The sequence below is a fragment of the Brevundimonas sp. EU05-FHT14B07 genome, from assembly GCF_058790795.1.
In genome coordinates, this window is sequence record NZ_JBYTCZ010000001.1 from 242,668 (window position 1) to 260,792 (window position 18,125).

14 protein-coding genes are annotated in these 18,125 nt (G+C 65.7%); 4 read left to right on the forward strand and 10 right to left on the reverse strand.

All coding sequences use genetic code 11. The features are described from left to right. Window position 1: 1 nt before the first annotated feature. From carB to AC3WRC_RS01240, 4 genes are all read right to left on the reverse strand, one after another. Entirely contained in the window at window positions 2–3,301 is a 3,300-nt protein-coding gene (gene carB, locus AC3WRC_RS01225) for a carbamoyl-phosphate synthase large subunit (RefSeq protein WP_492302557.1), read from the reverse strand. 25 nt (window positions 3,302–3,326) lie between these two features. After that, the gene (locus tag AC3WRC_RS01230; protein ID WP_038293704.1) at window positions 3,327–3,641 is read right to left on the reverse strand and encodes a ribonuclease E inhibitor RraB; all 315 of its coding nucleotides are present in this window, start codon (window positions 3,639–3,641) and stop codon (window positions 3,327–3,329) included. Between the two features lie 232 nt (window positions 3,642–3,873). Beyond that, window positions 3,874–7,194 carry a TonB-dependent receptor domain-containing protein gene (locus tag AC3WRC_RS01235; protein ID WP_492302559.1) on the reverse strand — a complete coding sequence of 1,107 codons (3,321 nt, stop codon included), beginning with the start codon at window positions 7,192–7,194 and terminating at the stop codon, window positions 3,874–3,876. Window positions 7,195–7,466: 272 nt separating this feature from the next. Continuing rightward, window positions 7,467–8,168: an HAD family hydrolase gene (locus tag AC3WRC_RS01240; RefSeq protein ID WP_492302561.1), complete on the reverse strand. Its 702-nt coding sequence runs from the start codon at window positions 8,166–8,168 to the stop codon at window positions 7,467–7,469. Window positions 8,169–8,210: 42 nt separating this feature from the next. Here AC3WRC_RS01240 and AC3WRC_RS01245 point away from each other — a divergent pair, with 42 nt between their 5' ends. Continuing rightward, window positions 8,211–8,921, forward strand: coding sequence for an SDR family NAD(P)-dependent oxidoreductase (locus AC3WRC_RS01245; RefSeq protein ID WP_492302562.1), 711 nt, complete (start codon window positions 8,211–8,213; stop codon window positions 8,919–8,921). Window positions 8,922–8,971: 50 nt separating this feature from the next. Further along, complete coding sequence (locus AC3WRC_RS01250) at window positions 8,972–10,243, forward strand: S41 family peptidase (protein ID WP_492302563.1); 1,272 nt, start codon at window positions 8,972–8,974, stop codon at window positions 10,241–10,243. Between the two features lies 1 nt (window position 10,244). On the opposite strand, the gene AC3WRC_RS01255 is transcribed toward AC3WRC_RS01250, so the two are convergent. From AC3WRC_RS01255 to tkt, 6 genes are all read right to left on the reverse strand, one after another. Continuing rightward, on the reverse strand, window positions 10,245–10,475 hold the full coding sequence (locus AC3WRC_RS01255; RefSeq protein ID WP_369814622.1) for a YbdD/YjiX family protein: 231 nt from the start codon (window positions 10,473–10,475) through the stop codon (window positions 10,245–10,247). After that, window positions 10,468–12,555 carry a carbon starvation CstA family protein gene (locus tag AC3WRC_RS01260; protein ID WP_295192085.1) on the reverse strand — a complete coding sequence of 696 codons (2,088 nt, stop codon included), beginning with the start codon at window positions 12,553–12,555 and terminating at the stop codon, window positions 10,468–10,470. The genes AC3WRC_RS01255 and AC3WRC_RS01260 overlap by 8 nt, the downstream gene beginning before the upstream one ends. A gap of 271 nt (window positions 12,556–12,826) precedes the next feature. After that, a complete protein-coding gene (gene purT, locus AC3WRC_RS01265; protein ID WP_492302566.1) occupies window positions 12,827–14,023 on the reverse strand; it encodes a formate-dependent phosphoribosylglycinamide formyltransferase in 1,197 nt (398 codons plus the stop codon). Between the two features lie 5 nt (window positions 14,024–14,028). Beyond that, on the reverse strand, window positions 14,029–14,421 hold the full coding sequence (locus tag AC3WRC_RS01270) for a VOC family protein (RefSeq protein ID WP_492302568.1): 393 nt from the start codon (window positions 14,419–14,421) through the stop codon (window positions 14,029–14,031). After that, window positions 14,418–15,257 carry an alpha/beta hydrolase gene (locus tag AC3WRC_RS01275; protein ID WP_492302569.1) on the reverse strand — a complete coding sequence of 280 codons (840 nt, stop codon included), beginning with the start codon at window positions 15,255–15,257 and terminating at the stop codon, window positions 14,418–14,420. The genes AC3WRC_RS01270 and AC3WRC_RS01275 overlap by 4 nt, the downstream gene beginning before the upstream one ends. A 180-nt stretch (window positions 15,258–15,437) precedes the next feature. Beyond that, window positions 15,438–17,429: a transketolase gene (tkt, locus tag AC3WRC_RS01280; protein WP_492302571.1), complete on the reverse strand. Its 1,992-nt coding sequence runs from the start codon at window positions 17,427–17,429 to the stop codon at window positions 15,438–15,440. A 94-nt stretch (window positions 17,430–17,523) separates the two neighbouring features. Here tkt and AC3WRC_RS01285 point away from each other — a divergent pair, with 94 nt between their 5' ends. Beyond that, entirely contained in the window at window positions 17,524–17,772 is a 249-nt protein-coding gene (locus AC3WRC_RS01285; protein ID WP_492302572.1) for a hypothetical protein, read from the forward strand. After that, a complete protein-coding gene (locus AC3WRC_RS01290; protein ID WP_055752950.1) occupies window positions 17,772–18,095 on the forward strand; it encodes a cell division protein ZapA in 324 nt (107 codons plus the stop codon). The genes AC3WRC_RS01285 and AC3WRC_RS01290 overlap by 1 nt, the downstream gene beginning before the upstream one ends. Window positions 18,096–18,125: the final 30 nt, after the last annotated feature.

Genomic DNA, 18,125 nt, shown 5'->3' on the forward strand with positions numbered 1-18,125 from the left:
GTCAGGCGTAATCCTGGATCGCCCGCACATCCAGGTCGCCGGCCTTGATGGCGCCGATGGCCTGGGCCGCCGCCAGGGCGCCGGCTGTGGTGGTGTAGTAGGGCATCTTCATCATCAGGGCGGTGCGGCGCAGGCTGAAGCTGTCCTGCAGCGACTGCTTGCCCGATGTGGTGTTGAAGACCAGCTGGACCTCGCCGTTCTTCATCGCGTCCACGATGTGCGGGCGGCCTTCCAGCACCTTCTTGACCAGCTTCACCTCCAGCCCCTGTTCGACCAGATAGGCGTGGGTGCCGCCGGTGGCCATCAGGCTGAAGCCTTCGGCCACCAGCGTTCTGGCGGCATCGACGATGAAGGGCTTGTCCTCGTCCTTGACCGAAATGAAGGCGCAGCCCGAGGTCGGCAGGGTCGTGCCGCCGCCGATCTGGGACTTGGCGAAGGCGCGGGCGAAGGCGGGGGCCATGTCGGCTTCTCCCGGCCGCTTGAAGTCCAGCCCCATGACCTCGCCGGTCGAGCGCATTTCCGGGCCCAGGACGGTGTCCACCCCGGCGAAACGGGCGAACGGGAAGACCGCTTCCTTAACCGCGATATGGTCGTAGGGCTTGTCCGTCAGACCGAAGGATTTCAGCGGCATGCCGGCCATGACCTTGGCGGCGATGGAGGCGATGGGCTGGCCGATGGTCTTGGCCACGAAGGGCGCCGTGCGGCTGGCGCGCGGATTGACTTCCAGCACGAAGATGCGCGGGTTTTCGCTGTGCGGCTCCTCGATGGCGAACTGCACGTTCATCAGGCCGCGCACCTTCAAGGCCTTGGCCATTTCGGTGGTTTGGCGCTTCAACTCGTCCACGATCTCGGCCCGCAGCGAGAAAGGCGGCATGGAGCAGGCGCTGTCGCCCGAGTGGACGCCGGCTTCCTCGATATGTTCCAGGACGCCAGCGACAAAGACCGTCTCGTCGTCGCACAGGGCGTCGACGTCCACCTCGGTGGCGCGGTTCAGATAGTGGTCGATCAGGACGGGATCGTCGCCTGAGACGCGCATGGCCTCGTGGACGTAGCGGTCCAGTTGCTCGCGGTCGTGGACGATCATCATGCCGCGACCGCCGAGGACGTAAGAGGGGCGCAGGACGACGGGATAGCCGACCTCTTCGGCCTTCTGCGCCGCTTCCTCGGCCGAACGGGCCAGGCCATTGGGCGGCTGGCGCAGGCCGATGCCCTCCAGCATCTGCTGGAAGCGTTCGCGATCCTCAGCCAGGTCGATGGAGTCGACGCTGGTGCCCAGGACGGGGATATTGTCCTCCTGCAGCGCGTGGGCCAGTTTCAGCGGGGTCTGGCCACCGAACTGGACGACGCAGCCGATCAGCTCGCCGTTCGAACGCTCGACCTCGATCAGCTCCAGCACGTCCTCGGCCGTGAGCGGCTCGAAATATAGGCGGTCGGAGGTGTCGTAGTCGGTCGAGACGGTCTCGGGGTTGCAGTTGACCATGATGCTTTCGACGCCGATCTGGTCGAAGGCGAAGGCTGCGTGACAGCAGCAGTAGTCGAACTCGATCCCCTGGCCGATCCGGTTGGGACCGCCGCCCAGGATGATGGCCTTCTTCTTGTTCGTCGGCTCCGACTCGCATTCGGGGACTTGGCCCAGAGCGCCGGTCTCATAGGTCGAATACATATAGGCGGTGGCGCTGGCGAACTCGGCGGCGCAGGTGTCGATGCGCTTGAACACCGGGCGCACGTTCAGGCCGCGACGGGCGGTCCGGACGGATTTTTCGCTCTGGCCGGTCAGTTGCGCCAGACGGGCGTCGGAAAAGCCCTTGGCTTTCAGGCGGCGGAACTCGGTCGGGTCGGTCGGCAGGCCCTTGACCCGCACATGGCCTTCTTCGCGCACGATGTCGGCGATCTGGCGCAGGAACCAAGGCTCATACGAACAGGCGGCGTTGACTTCTTCGACCGTCAGGCCGTGGCGGAAGGCCTGGGCGATGACGCGGATGCGGTCGGGGGTCGGAACGCCCAGGGCGCGGACGACGGCGCCGCGGGCCGTGGCGTCGTCTTCGGCGCCGGCCACCCCTTCGATCTCGATCTCGTCGAAGCCCGACAGGCCGGTCTCCAGCCCGCGCAGGGCCTTCTGCATCGATTCCTGGAAGGTGCGGCCGATGGCCATCACCTCGCCCACCGACTTCATCGAGGTGCCCAGCAGGGGCTCGGATCCCGGATATTTCTCGAAGGCGAAGCGCGGGATCTTGGTGACGACATAGTCGATCGACGGCTCGAAGCTGGCCGGCGTGACCTGGGTGATGTCGTTGGTCAGTTCGTCCAGGGTGTAGCCAACCGCCAGACGCGCCGCGACCTTGGCAATGGGGAAGCCTGTGGCCTTGGACGCCAGCGCAGACGAGCGCGACACGCGCGGGTTCATCTCGATCACGACCATGCGGCCGTCGGCGGGGTTGATGGCCCACTGCACGTTCGATCCGCCCGTCTCGACGCCGATCTCGCGCAGCACATTGATCGAGCCCGTCCGCATCCGCTGATACTCCTTGTCGGTCAGCGTCAGGGCGGGGGCGACGGTGATGGAGTCGCCCGTATGGACCCCCATCGGATCGACATTCTCGATCGAGCAGATGATGATGCAGTTGTCCGCCGTGTCGCGGACGACCTCCATCTCGTATTCCTTCCAGCCCAGGACCGATTCCTCGATCAGGACCTCGGTCGTCGGCGACAGGTCCAGGCCGCGCAGGACGATCTCCTCGAACTCCTCGCGGTTGAAGGCGATGCCGCCGCCGGTGCCGGCCAGGGTGAAGGACGGGCGGATGACGGCGGGCAGGCCGACGAACTCCAGCCCCTCCAGCGCCTCTTCCATCGAATGGGCGGCCTTGGAGCGGGGGCTCTCCAGACCCAGCTTGTCCATCGCGTCGCGGAACTTCTGGCGGTCCTCGGCCTTGTCGATCACCTCGGCCTTGGCGCCGATCATCTCGACGCCGTGCTTGGCCAGCGCGCCGGATTCATGCAGGGCCAGGGCGGTGTTCAGCGCGGTCTGGCCGCCCATGGTCGGCAGCAGGGCGTCGGGCTTTTCCTTGATGATGATCTTCTCGACCATCTCGGGCGTGATCGGCTCGATATACGTGGCGTCGGCCACCTCCGGGTCGGTCATGATGGTGGCGGGGTTCGAGTTGACAAGGATGACCCGATAGCCTTCCGCCTTCAGCGCCTTGCAGGCCTGAACCCCGGAATAGTCGAACTCGCACGCCTGACCGATGACGATCGGGCCGGCGCCGATGATGAGGATGGACTTGATGTCTGTGCGCTTGGGCATCGCCAGCTCTTCTTCTTATTGAACGCTAGTGGGTCACGACCGCGCATTCCCAGCCGTCATACTCCAGCTGGAAGGCCGCGGCCCAGGTCTGCATCATGGCCGAGGTCGCCGCGAAAGACGCCTCGTCCACCGCCATGGTCGTTTCGAGCACCGTCATGTCGTCGGCACCGCGCGTCAGAAAGCCGGCGCGCCGGGCGACCTCGTTCAGGTCGCCGTGGTCCCCCTCGCCATAGAAGTAGAACAACGTATGGCGCGGCGTCACACCGCTGTCGCCCTGTTCGGCCAGCGCCGCGCGCACCATGGCGTCGCGTTCGTCATGACGGATGTCCGAGGCGTCCAAGGGAGTGCGTCGTCCTTCGTTCTCTACGCGCGCGAGAAGCCCCCCCGCAGAGCCTGGCCCTGCGACGCTCACGTCTGCTTGTCGGTTAAGCGGCCCGTTTAGAGAGGGTGGGGCGAGGGGGCAAGATGGAAAGCGGAATTCCGAGTGTTCGGTCCCGGTCCGGATTGGGCAAAAGGAAAGGGGCGACCGTTGCCGGTCGCCCCTCGTTTCAAGATCACAGGATCTGTGAGTCTTAGAACACCTTGTAGTTCAGGCCGATGAAGAAGCGGCGGCCATAGGGATCGAAGTTCGAATATAGCGTCGTGCCCAGGTACGGCGCCTGTTCCGAATCGAAGGCGTTCACGACGCCGGCGCGCAGCGTCAGATCTTGGTTGACGTTGTAGCGGACGGTGAAGTCGTTGCGCACGAAGTTACCCGTGTCCAGCTGATCGGCCGAACGGCCGTCCGCGTTGTTCACGAAGTCGCGGCGGAAGACGATGTTCTGAGCCGATTGCCAGTCCGCCGTCCAGTTCACACTCCAGGTTTCGTTGGGGGTCCAGGTCAACGAGGAGGTGAAGCGAACGCGCGGGTATTGCAGCGTGCTGGCCAGTTCATCGAAGTCGCCGGGATCGGCTTCATTCAGGAACTGCTTCTGTTCGATCAGCCACGAGCCGGCGAGCGAGTAATCGAACACACCCCAGTTACGGCCGAAGCTGTCGCTGGTGTCGAGGCGATAACGGCCCGTGAAGTCCAGACCGCGGGTTTCCAGCGACGCATAGTTGAAGGAACGCTCGATAAAGCCGCCGATCGGATCGCCAGCCGGCGCGCCAATGCCGAACAGGATGTTCGGATTGTTGCGGAAGATGGTCGAGCAGGCATCGACGTTCAACTCCGCGCCGTTCACGCAGTTCGCCGCCGCCGTGTCGGCGGTGACAGCCGCAATGACGCGGTCAATCTTGATCTCGTAGTAGTCGAGCGCAAGGCTGAAGTTGGGCATGAAGCGCGGACGCAGCACCGTCGAGAAGGTGAAGCTGTTCGACTCTTCAGGCTGAAGGTTTGGGTTGCCGCCGGAGACGCCCGAGATGCCCGAGGTGTAGGTCGGGTTGAAGTCGTCGGTGTTTTGCGGGGTCGCGCCGGCGAAGTCGAAGGTCAGACCTTGCTGAGCGGCCAAGGCCGTGCAGTTTCTGATGCGGTTGGCCCTCGTTTCGCTGTCATTTACTGCCGCGATTGCTGCGGTCGTGCAGGGATCGGTGAACGAGTTCAGGAAGGTTTCGCTGTTCGGGGCGAAGTTTTCGGCCAAATCGGGAACGCGAACCGAGGTGTTGTAGCTGGTCTTGAAGGTGATGTCCCGGATCGGACGATAGACCAGGTTTACGCCGTAAACATCGACGTTTCCGACCGTCGAATAGTCCGCGTAACGATAAGAGCCGCTGAGTTCAGCGTATTCACCGAGCATGCTGTCGCGGAAGAGCGGTAGCGAGACTTCCGTGAAGACTTCCTTGGACTCATAGCTGGCTTCGGGGAAGTCAGGGCCAGAGTTGAGGAACAGCAGACGACCGTCGGTATCGCGGTCGCGACCCGTGGCTTCCGTCGTTTCCTTGCGATACTCACCACCCAGAGCGACGCCAATGGGACCGGCGCCCCAGAAGTCCCACAGGCTACCTGAGACCGAGGCGATCGCCTGCTGCTGCTCGTTCTGCTCAGTGATGCCGATTTCGGCGCCGACATAGTCAAGCGCTGCGGCGCTCTGGTTGCCCTTGCCAAACACGTTTAGCGGCGCGCATTGCGCCACCGAGTCGCGACCATACTGCGTATCACGCAGATCTCCGCCACGCTGATAGTCGTCTAGGGCGGCGCCCTGCTTCAGCAACAGTTGCGACCGGCAGACAATCTCACCGGCTCGGCCATTTACAACACCCAAGGTGTCCACAACCGCATCCGCTGCAAGCGCAAAGCGTTGACCATCGACCGCGCGTTCACGGTTCTCGATCTGGACCTTGCCGTAGGTGTAGCCGATATCCCAGCTCACGTCCTTGACGAATGAAATCTGGTCGTGGTTGCCGCGGAGCCCCAAGACGTAACGCTGCAACTCACGTGTGTTGTCTTGCGTACGGTCTGGGCCAAACAGGGTGTGGCGCGCATTCTGAAGCAGGACGCCCGGTTGGGCGGCGCCTGGGGTGGTCGCGGTCGGCGGTGCGTAAGGTGTGACCACGTTCGTGCGGATCGCATCCTTGACGTTTTGCGGCAGGAAGGCGTTGTCTGACCAGCGCAGGTCAAAGTTGTTCACGGCGTAGATCGGGTTGACCTCGCTCGCGCCGTACGAGTTCACAAGGTCGATGTCGAAGAAAGTCGGCTGAGCCAAGTCAAAGGTGTTCTCCTTGACGTATTTGGCTTCTGCGTAGGCTTCAATCGCGCTTGTCACCTTGAAGGTGCTGCCAACTTGATAGCGTTGCGACTCCGAGCTTGGAACGCGCGAGCCGGTCGAGAAGTCGGCCGGGTTTTCGCCATCCCCGCCAATGTTGTACGGGCGGTTGATGCCGGTGTTGCCGACACGCTCGCCAAAGTTGGCCAGGCGGGCGGTGGTGCCGTCGTACCAATATGTCCTACCCGGCGTCACGCCAAAGCAGTTGGCGCTATAGCTGAAATTGCCAGCGGTGTTGCCGCCCGGGAAGCAGTTTGCGTACGGGACATTCGGATTCGTCAGGTCGCTCGGCTGCTGCACGTTGGCCAGGGTGGTCTGGCCCCAGCGCGGGATGTCTAGGCGACGAACACCGGTGAACAGGAAGGCGTCCTGACGACCATCGAACGGCGCCGTGGTCGGATCGGCGTCGACGCCGATGCGGACCGGCGCGCGACGGATCCAGTCGATGTCCATCGACGTGACTTCGTCGACCTTCTCATATTCGGCGTGCGCATAGACGTTCAGGCGATTGTCGAAAAAGTTCTTGCCGATCAGGGCCGAGACACGCTGGTTGGCTTCGCCGTCCTGGTTGATCTGGCCGTAGTTGGCGTCGATTTCCAGGCCTTCGAAGTCCTTGCGCAGGATGAAGTTAAGCACGCCGGATACAGCGTCTGCGCCATACACCGACGACGCGCCGCCCGTGACGATCTCAATGTTCTGGATCAGCAGGCGCGGAATGGTGTCGATATCGACCGAAAGCGAACCGCCCGACGAACCGACGTGGCGACGTCCGTCGACCAAGGTCAGCGTGCGGTTGGAGCCCAGCGAACGCAGGTTCGGCAGCGAAAGGCCGCCGTCGCCTAGGCCCGAGCCCGTCGTATCCGACGGAACGACCGAGTTCGACAGGGCGGGAATGGTCGCCAGATAGTCGATGACCGTGGTCTGGCCGGTCGACAGCAGTTCGTCGCGCGATACCTGGATCAGGGGGGTGGGGGCGTTGGTTGCGTCGCGACGGATACGCGACCCGGTCACCACGATTTCACCAAGCTCGGCGGCCTGTTGGCTGTCAGCAGCGGGTGCGGTGCTGATGGGTTGATCTGCAGTCTGGGCGAAGGCGCTAGACGCCGCCAAGGCGCCCGCAAGGACCGTCGAAGTCAGAAGGAAATTGCGCATTTACTCTCCAATGATCGCAGCAGGGGGGATCAGGAGTGCTAGTAGAGCCGTCGCTGAACTGCCGCAGGCGTGCCACAGACCGGACACATCTCAATCGGTCAAGCGTCGCCTTTGCGTTCGTGTCAATATAACGTCGGTATTGAGATAATGTGGTCTCTATGCAACGCCCAATTTGTCGCATTGATTTTCAGTCAAATTCTTATTCCGAGTCCAGAAATGAGCGGAAATTCGTCCGATTATTGAGCTGATGCTGACTTGGTACAAAGGAAAATCTAATCAGTATACCAACCATCGATTGCCTCTTTTAAGCCGGCAATGTTGAACAATGAAGTATAGCGGGGCTCGTCAACCGGGGCGTCGGCCAGTTCGTGGGCCCAAGTGACGTGATAGGGGATGTGGACACCGAAGGCGCCGGCGGCGATGGCGGGCAGGACGTCGGACTTCATGGAGTTGCCGGCCATGACGGCCTCGGCGGGGCCGGTGCCGTGGCGAGTGAAGACCCGCTCGTAGGTGGCGCGATCCTTTTCGGAGACGATCTCGACGGCGCTGAACAGGTCGCCCAGGCCTGAGGCGGCCAGTTTGCGCTCCTGATCCAGCAGGTCGCCCTTGGTGATCAGGACCAGCCGGTACTTTTCCGACAGTTCGGCGACGACCGCGTCTACGCCGGGCAGGGTCTCGACCGGGTGGGCCAGCATCTCGCGACCGGCGGCCAGGATCTCGCGCACGACATGGGGCGGAGCCTCGCCGTTCGTCAGTTCCATCGCCGTCTCGATCATCGACAGGGTGAAGCCCTTGATGCCGTAGCCATAGAGCCGCAGGTTGCGTTGCTCGGTTTCGGCCAGGCGCGCCTCGATGGTCGCCTCGTCGCCGTGGTCGGCCAGAAGATCGACGAACCGCGCATGGGTCAGGCGGAAGATCGTCTCGTTGTGCCAGAGGGTGTCGTCGGCATCGAGGCCGACCGTGGTGATGCTCATGCCGCGGCCCCTATCATGGGACGAACGCGGAAGGGAGATGGGATGAACGGATCGGCGGTGGTGATCGGGGCGACGGGCGGCATCGGCCGGGCGATGGTCGAGCGGATCGTGGCGGACGGCGCGTTCGAGACGGTGTGGGCCGTTTCGCGGTCCGGCGAGGATGTTGCGGGCGCCCTAGGTTTGGCCGGCGATCTTGAGGATGAGGCCAGCCTGGCGTCCGCCGCCGAAAGGATCGGTCAGGGGCCAGTCCCAACCCTGATCGTCGTGGCGACCGGGGTGCTGCACGACGGGCTCCAGCCGGAACGGTCGTTTCGTCAGTTGGATGCGGAACACCTGTTGCGGGACTACCGCGTCAATGCGATGGGGCCGGCGCTGGCGGCGAAACATCTGCTGCCGCTGATGCCGCGCGATCGACGCGCGGTGTTCGCGGCCCTGTCGGCGCGGGTGGGGTCGATCGCCGACAATCGGCTGGGCGGCTGGCACGCCTATCGGGCGTCCAAGGCGGCGCTGAATATGATCCTGCGCAATCTGTCGGTCGAGATGGCGCGCAGCCATCCGCAGGCGGTGATCGCCGGTCTACATCCCGGCACGGTGGCGACGGACCTCAGCGCGCCGTTCCAGAAAGGGGTGGCGGAGGGCAAGCTGTTCACGGCGGACTATTCCGCCGAGCGGCTGCTGTCCGTGCTGTCGAACCTGACCCCGGCCGACAGCGGCGGCGTCTTCGCCTGGGACGGGGTGCGTGTGCCGGAATAGCGCGCAGTCGTGACTTGAGCGAGACGGCCGACTGACGTCAGATGGCGCTCATGCGTCTGAGCGTTTCCGCCCGGCTTTTCAGCCTCATGTTGCTCGGCCTGCCGCTGAGCGTTCCGGCCGTGGCCCAACCGGCAGATTCGCCGGTTGTCGATCCGGTGGTCGCCGCAGCGCCCTCGCGTGACCGCGCGCGGCTGAATCAGCGGGTGTTCGACCGGGTGTGGAGCGAGGTGCGGCGGGGCTATTACGATCCGACCCTGCACGACGTGGATTGGAACGCCGCGCGGGCGACGTTCCGGCCCCAGGCCCTGGCGGCGAGCGACGAGCGGGGGCTGTACCGCGTCATCAATGCGATGCTGGATCTGCTGGACGACGGTCATGCGGCGGCCAGTCCGCCGGCGGCGGTGCGGCGTCAGGAGGCGCAGTTCGCCCGGCGCGCCGTGATGGGCCTGACACTGATGCGGGGCGAGACGCCGGACGATTGGACCGTCGAGCGTGTCCGGCCGGGCTCGCCGGCCGAGGCGGCGGGCGTGCAGATGGGCTGGACCCTGAACTCGGTCGATGGGAAGCCCTGGGGACCGGATGTCGAGACCTATGACGGGGTTCCGGTGCAGTTGGTCCTGACCGACGATGCGGGACAGCGGCGCGAGACCACCCTGACGCCGCGGGTGATGGAGGCCATCGAGCCGTTCACCGCCGACAAGTCGCGACCGGGGGTGCTGGTGCTGCGTGTCGAGCAGTTCGACAAAGGCCTGGGCGCTTGGATGGGTAGTGAGCTGGAAGGTCTGCCGCCGGACGTCGATGTGGTGTTGGACCTGCGCGGCAATCCCGGTGGGCGGCTGATGGAGGCGGAATCGGTCCTGACCTGTTTCCTGCCGCGCGATCAGGTCTGGGCGACGCGGACGGGACGCAGCGGCCGGCCGGTGGTTCTGAGGGCGGCGGGCGACTGCGGCGATCGGCGCGATCCTCTAGCCAATGATGTCGCGGTTCTGGTGGACCAGGCCAGCCGCAGCGCCGCCGAACTGACGCCGGCCGCCTTGCAGGAGGCGCGGCGCGGCATCGTGGTGGGCGAGAAAACAGGGGGATCGGTCCTGATCGCCCAGGAGACCAATCTGCCGGACGGCGGGCGGCTGACGCTCAGCCGGGCGGACTTCGTGACTTCGGGCGGGATTCGGCTGGAGAAGCGGGGGGTCACGCCTGACATCGCCGCACCCCGCACCGTGGCCCAGCGCCGCGCGGGCGACGATCCGACACTGGAGACGGCGATCGCCGCCCTTCAGGCCGAGGATCGCGCCAGGGCCCACACCCCCGCCAGCGGCCTCTAGATCAGCAGCATTTGAACCCTCCGGCGCCGCCGAAGCGGCGCTGCTCGTGCAGGCGGAAGAAGGCGGTCTTGTCCAGCGGCGGCTGGTCGGGATGGGTCGTCGCCGCGTGATCGACATAGGCCTGATAATCCGGCTGACCGATCATGGCGCCGGCCGTGCGCCGAACGCCGCGACCCCACCGCAGGGCGGTGTCGCGACACAGGCACAGCAGGTCGTCCTGAACGTCAGGCACGGGCCGCATCCGCCGCCTCGTCGGCCGCCGTCAGTTGGTGGCTTTCCGGATACTCGCGGACCGTCGGGCGGTTGTTCGCATAGGCCTTGCGGCACGCCAGGACGCCATAGACGACCATGGTGACGACCACGAACAGGAAGCCCGCCGTCAGGGTCGAGTTGACGTAGTCGTTGACGACGATGCGGTGCATGTCGCCGATGCTCTTGGCCGGGGCGATCAGTTCGCCGGCGCCCAGCGCCTCCTGATATTTGCGGGCGTGGGACAGGAAGCCGATACGGACGTCCGGGTGGAACAGCTTCTGGAAGCCCGCCGTCAGGGTGCAGATCAGCAGCCAGGTCGCGGGAACGACCATGACCCAGGCGAACTTCTCGCGCTTCATCTTGAACAGCACGACGGTGCCCAGGATCAGGGCGACGGCGGCCAGCATCTGGTTGGCGATGCCGAACAGGGGCCACAGGCTGTTGATGCCGCCCAGCGGATCGACCACGCCAGTGTAAAGGAAATAGCCCCACAGACCGACCGTCAGGGCCGTGGCGACGACGTTGGCGCCCCACGACTTCGTTTCGCGCATCTTGGGCACGGCGACGCCCAGTAGGTCCTGGATCATGAAGCGGCAGACGCGCGTGCCGGCGTCGACCGTGGTCAGGATGAACAGGGCCTCGAACAGGATGGCGAAGTGATACCAGAAGGCCATCATGGCCTTACCGCCGATCACGCCGGACAGGATGTGCGCCATGCCGACTGCCAGGGTTGGGGCGCCGCCTGCGCGCGACAGGATGGAATGTTCGCCCACATCGCGCGCCAGCTGTTCAAGCTCTCCGGGCGTGATGTGGAAGCCCCACTGGGCCACGGCGGCTGCGGCGGAGGCGGCATCCTTGCCGATGACGGCGACCGGGCTGTTCATGGCGAAATAGACGGCCGGGTCCAGAACCGTGGCGGCGATCAGGGCCATGACGGCGACGAAGCTTTCGCACAGCATGGCGCCATAGCCGATCATCGGGATCTGGGCTTCGTTCTCCAGCAGCTTGGGCGTGGTGCCCGAGGAGATCAGCGCGTGGAAGCCCGACACCGCGCCGCAGGCGATGGTGATGAACAGGAAGGGGAACAGGGCGCCGGCGAAGACCGGGCCGGTGCCGTCGATGAAGGGGGTGATGGCCGGCATCTGCAGATGCGGGCGCACGATCAGAATGCCGACGGCCAGGGCCACGATCGCGCCGATCTTCAGGAAGGTCGACAGATAGTCGCGCGGCGCCAGGAGCAGCCACACCGGGATGACCGAGGCGATGAAGCCATAGATCATCATCAGGATCGCCAGGGTCGGGCCAGTCAGGGTGAAGGCCGGGCCCCAGAACGGATCGGCCGCGATATGGCCGCCGCCGATGATGGCCAGGATCAGCAGGACGACGCCGATCACCGACACCTCGCCCACACGGCCCGGCCGCAGGAAGCGGGTGTACAGGCCCATGAAGATGGCGATGGGGATGGTGGCGGCGACGGTGAAGGTGCCCCACGGGCTTTCGGCCAGGGCCTTGACGACGACCAGGGCCAGAACCGCCAGTATGATGACCATGATCATCAGGACGCCGACCTGGGCGATGATGCCGGGGATGTTGCCCATTTCGGTGCGGATCATGTCGCCCAGCGACTTGCCGTCGCGACGCGTGGACATGAACAGGACCATCATGTCCTGAACCGCCCCGGCCAGTACGGCGCCGACCAGAATCCACAGGACGCCCGGCAGATAGCCCATCTGGGCGGCCAGAACCGGCCCGACCAGCGGGCCTGCGCCGGCGATGGCGGCGAAGTGGTGGCCGAACAGGACGTTCTTGGGCGTCGGCACATAGTCCAGCCCATCGTTGCGGCGCATCGCCGGGGTCAGGCGCGCGGGGTTCAACTGCATGACCTTGTTGGCCAGGTAGCGGCTGTAGAACCGATAGGCGATCGCATAGGTGCAGACGGCGGCGACCACCATCCAGACCGCGCTGATGCTTTCGCCCTGATGCAGGGCGATGATGCCGAGGGACACCGCCCCCAGGATGGCGATGGCGCCGAAGATTATGGGTGTGCTGAGTTTGCCCACGACAGATCCCTCCCGGCCGGCTGACTGCGACCCTCGCCCTTGGTTTGCACCACAATGCGGGACAAGGCCAATCGACTAAAGTCGTAGAAATGGCTCCGCTGTCGTCATTCTCCGGCAAGCCGCTTGCGGCGCAGACCGGGGAACCCAGCGGCGCGCGAGAGCGCGAACCTGCCGCATCATCTGCCGTCAGAGTCTCGTGGCTGATGCATCGCCTATGGCGCCGCTGGGTCCCCCGATCTCGCTGCGCTCGTCGGAGGATGACGAAAGGAAATCAGCCCCGAACCACCTTCACACAGCCTGCGGCTTCGCGCGCGCGGTCGCGGGCCTGTTCGACGTCGGCGCCGCGGGCGACAGCCACGCCCATGCGGCGGCGCTCGAAGGCTTCGGGCTTTCCGAACAGACGCAGATCGGCGGTCGGGACCGACAGGGCCTCCGAGACGCCCTCGAAGGCGATCCCTTGCGCGTCCATGCCGCCATAGATGACGGCGCTGGCAGCGGGTTCACGTTGGCTCACGTCGACGGGCAGGCCCAGGATGGCGCGGGCGTGCAGCGCAAACTCACTCATGGTCTGGCTGGCCAGGGTGACCAGGCCGGTGTCGTGCGGACGGGGCGCAACCTCGGAGAACCAGACCTGGTCGCCCTTGACGAACAGTTCGACGCCGAAGACGCCGTAACCGCCCAGCGCCTCGGTGACCTTGGCGGCGATGTCCTGGGAGGCGGCCAGCGCAGCGGGCGTCATGGGCTGCGGCTGCCAGCTTTCGACGTAGTCGCCCTTGACTTGGCGGTGGCCGATGGGCGCGCAGAAATCGGTGCGGATCGAGCCGTCGGCGTCGCGCGAGCGGACGGTTAGCAGGGTGATCTCGAAGTCGAAGTCGATGCGTCCCTCGACGATGACGCGGGCGCTGGCGACCCGGCCGCTGTCCTGGGCGTAGGTCCAGGCGTCGGCGATTTCATCGGCGCCTTCGACGAAGGATTGCCCCTTACCGGATGACGACATGACCGGCTTGACGAAGTTGGGATAGCCGACGGCCTCTGCGCCGGCGGCCAGTTCCTCGGCCGAGCCCGCGAAGGCGTAGGGGCTGGTGGTAAGACCCAGCTCTTCGGCGGCCAGTTTGCGGATGCCCTCGCGGTTCATCGTCAGTTGCACGGCGCGAGCCGTCGGGATGACCGTCGCCATGCCGGCGGCCTCGATATCGGCCAGAACCTCGGTGGCGATGGCCTCGATCTCGGGCACGATGAAGTGCGGGGCCTCGGCCAGGATGACGCCGTTCAGCACCTGGGGATCGGTCATCGGGATGACGTGACTGCGGTGCGCGACCTGCATGGCCGGGGCGTTGGGATAGCGGTCCACGGCGATCACCTCGACGCCGAGCCGCTGAAGCTCGATGGCGACCTCCTTGCCCAGTTCGCCCGAGCCCAGCAGCATGACGCGGACGGCGGTGTCGGAAAGCGGGGTGCCGAGTTTCATGGGCGTCAGGCTCCGGTAGCGGGTTCGATCAGGTCCCAGGCGTTGCCGTAGAGGTCTTCGAAGACCACCACCTTGCCATAGGTCTCATGTCGCGGTGTTTCGCGGAAGTGGACGCCGGCGGCAAGCCAGGCGGCATGGTCGCGTATCAGGTCGTCGGTGTTCAGAAACAGCCAGACCCGGCCACCGGCCTGGTTTCCGACCTGAGCCTTTTGGGCGTCGGTCGTGGCGCGCGCCAACAACAGGCTGGTCTCGCCACCTTTGGGCGTGATCCGCACCCAGCGTTTGCCGCCGCCCATGTCGGTATCCTCGCTGAGGTCGAAACCCAGCTTGCCGACATAGAAGGCGATGGCCGCGTCATAGTCGTGAACAAGCAGGCTGATCGCGCCTATGCGGCTCATTTCGCGGGCTCCGCATAGAGCTGGCGAAAGGCGTCCAGGGCCGCGCCGTGATAGATGGTGGCGTGGCTCTCGGTTGGGCGGGGCGTGAAGCTCCAGCTCAGGCCGGGCAGGGCGTGGTCGCGCAGATTGGCCGTCAGGACGTCCATCGGCGCCTGCATTTCGGGGCCCTCGTCGCCCAGGGTCAGGATCAGGGTCCGCGGATCATTCGACTGGTCGCGCAGACGGGCCCCCGCCTGACGCGCCAGTTCACCGCCGTCCCACCATAGACTGGGGCTGACGGCGACATAGGCGTCGAACATCTGCGGTTCCTTCAGGAAGGTTTCGACCACGAACAGGCCGGCGAGGGACTCGCCCATCAGGGCGGTTTCGCCGCTGGTGCGGAAGCGGGTCTCGACGAAGGGCTGGACCTCTTTGGCCAGGAAACGGCGGAAACGGTTCGAATGGCCCTGGGTCGGACAGCGGGCGATCAGGTCAGGATCGGTGGTGGGCAGGGCCAGTTCGTTGCGGCGATCCTCCGAGGCGATGCCGACCACGATCACGTCGCGCGTCGTGCCGACGATGGTCCCCAACTGGGCGAGGCCCGAGATGTGGTGAAAGTCCTGATCCTGGCCGCCGTCGAGGACATAAAGGACGGGATAGGCCCGGCCGCTGTCGGCATAACCAGGCGGCAGCCAGATGTTGATCTCACGCGTCGCGCCCATAATCGCAGAGGGCAGGACGTAGGACCGGCCGATGACGATGGGGGTTTCGGCGATGGGGGCGGGGGTTTGGGCGTGGGCGACGGGCGCCGCCGTCAGGGCTAGGGTCAGAAGAAGGCCGAGGACGCCGGGTTTCATCGTCTGCTCCAACGTCCCTTCTCCCCTTGAGGGAGAAGGTGGCCCGGAGGGCCGGATGAGGGGTCGGTTGATGGTAGGCGTCGAGATCGGTGTGACCCCTCGCCCGACCGCGCCAGGACGACGGCTTCGCCGCCGTGCGCGGTCTCCCTCTCCCGCAGGGGGAGAGGGAGGTGAGAGGGGTTAGAGCCGGGCCTTGACCGCCGCGACGACGGCGTCGGCGGTGATGCCAAACTTGTCGTAGAGGACTTCGGCGGGGGCGGAGGCGCCGAAGCCGGTCATGCCGATGAAGGCGCCGTCTTCGCCGATGAAACGTTCCCAGCCTTGCTTGATCGCGGCTTCCACGGCGACGCGGACCGTGCCGCGGCCGATGACCGAGGCTTGGTAGGCGGCGTCCTGCTTTTCGAACAGTTCGAACGAGGGGACCGAGACAACACGGGTCGCCACGCCCTCGGCTTCCAGCATCTCGGCGGCCTTCAACGCCAGGGCCAGTTCGGTGCCCGTGCCGAACAGGGTGGCCTTGGCCTCGCCATTGGCGGCCTTGATCTCATAGGCGCCCTTGGCGGACAGGTTTTCGGTCGCGGCGACGGTGCGGACGGCCGGGGTCTTCTGGCGCGACAGGGCCAGGGCCGACGGGGCGGTCTTGGTCTGCAGGGCGATCTGCCAGCACTCCATCGCCTCGATGGTGTCGGCGGGGCGGAAGACCAACAGGTTCGGAATGGCGCGCAGAGCCGCCAGATGTTCGACCGGCTGGTGCGTCGGGCCGTCTTCGCCAAGGCCGATCGAATCGTGCGTCAGGACGTGGATGGCGCGCACGCCCATCAGGGCGCCCAGGCGGATGGCCGGGCGGCTATAGTCCGAAAACACCATGAAGGTGCCGCCGTAAGGAATGACCCCGCCGTGCAAGGCCAGGCCGTTCATGGCCGCGGCCATGCCGAACTCGCGGATGCCCCAGTTGACGTAGCGTCCTTCATAGGTCGGCGCGTCCAGGATCGGCGTGCCCTTGACGAAGGTGTTGTTCGAGCCGGTCAGGTCGGCCGAGCCGCCGACCAATTCAGGAATGGCGGCGAACAGTTCGTCCAGCGCGGAGCCCGACGACTGGCGCGTCGCCTGGGCCGGCTGTGTCTCGACCAGTTCGGCGATCTTGGCGTTCAGCGCGTCGAAGGCGGCCTCGGGCAGGTCGCCCTTCATGGCGCGGGTGAAGTCGGCGGCCTGGGCCGAGGCGGCGAGGCGCGCCTCCCACTTCTTGCGGTCCTTGGCGCCGCGACGGCCGACCTTCTTCCAGGCGTCGGCGATGGTCCGGGGCATTTCGAAGGGATCGTGATCCCAGGCCAGGCCGAGGCGCGTGGCGGCGATCTCGGCGGCGCCCAGGGCCGCGCCATGGGTCTTGTGGCTGCCTTCCATCGTGGCGGCGCCCCTGCCGATCTTGGTCTTGCAGGCGATCAGGGTGGGCTTGTCCTGACGCATGGCCCACTTCATCGCGCCCTTGATGGCGTTCATGTCGTGGCCGTCGATGGCCTTGACCGCCCAACCGGCGGCCTTGAAGCGAGCCTTCTGATCGGTGGTGTCCGACAGAGAGACCTTGCCGTCGATGGTGATCTCATTGTCGTCCCACAGGACGTGCAGCTTGTTCAGCTTGTAGCGGCCGGCAAGAGCAATGGCTTCCTGCGACACGCCTTCCATCAGGCAGCCGTCGCCGGCGATGACCCAGGTGCGGTGATCGACCAGATCATCGCCATACTTCGCCGCCAGATGGCGCTCGGCCATGGCGAAACCGACCGAGGTGGCCAGACCCTGACCCAGCGGTCCGGTGGTGACCTCGACGCCCGGCATATGGCCGTATTCGGGGTGGCCTGCGGTCTTGGAGCCCCACTGACGGAAGTTGGACAGTTCTTCCTTCGTCGCGCCCTTGTAGCCGGTCAGGTGCAGCAGGGCGTAGATCAGCATCGAGCCGTGGCCGGCCGACAGGATGAAGCGATCGCGGTCGGCCCAGTCGGGGCGCGAGGCGTCGAACTTCAGGAAGCGAGAAAACAGCACCGTGGCGACGTCGGCCATGCCCATGGGCATGCCGGGGTGGCCCGACTTGGCCTTCTCGACGCCGTCCATGGCGAGGACGCGAATGGCGTTCGCCATCTGCTCAGGCGTGGCCTTTGGTGCGGTTTTGGCGTCGGTCACTGTGGAGACCTCTGTTGGGAAGGCGGAAAAAGGGGGCGCGCCCCTTTACCCCGGCGCGTCCTCGGCTTCTATACGGAATCTAAAGGAGCGACCGATGGCAGACGCCACCACGGCCGCACGGGCGCGTATCGACCGCGCCCTGGCCGAACTGGAACGCAAGATTCTGGAGCTGAAGGCGCGGCCCGCCTCGGCGCCCCCGATCGCGGACGACGATCTGTTCGCCCCGCGCGCCACAGATCAGCGCGTGGCCGAATTGGAGGCCGCCGGGCGCGAGGCGTCCGAGGCGCTGGGCCGCGCCGCCCAGGCCGTGCGCGAAGTAATGGCCGAAAGCGAGGCCGGCTGATGGCGACGGTGACGGTCGAGGTCAACGGTCGCCCCTACGCGGTGGGCTGCGCCGACGGGCAGGAAGAGCGGGTCCGCATCCTGGCCAAACAGTTCGACAATCAGGTGCGCCAGGTCGCAGGCGACGTGGGCCATGTCGGCGATCTGCGGCTGTTTCTGATGTCCGCGCTGATCCTGGCCGACGAACTGCACGAGGCGCGGCTGAACGCCGGCAAGGCGGGGCCTTCGTCAGCGACAGCCCCGGCTCCGGCCTCGACGGACGGGGTCGCCGAGGCGTTAAACGCCGTCGCCGCACGGATCGAAAAGATCGCCCAAAACCTCTAGTCGATTATTCGTCTGCGGATGCTGGCGTCG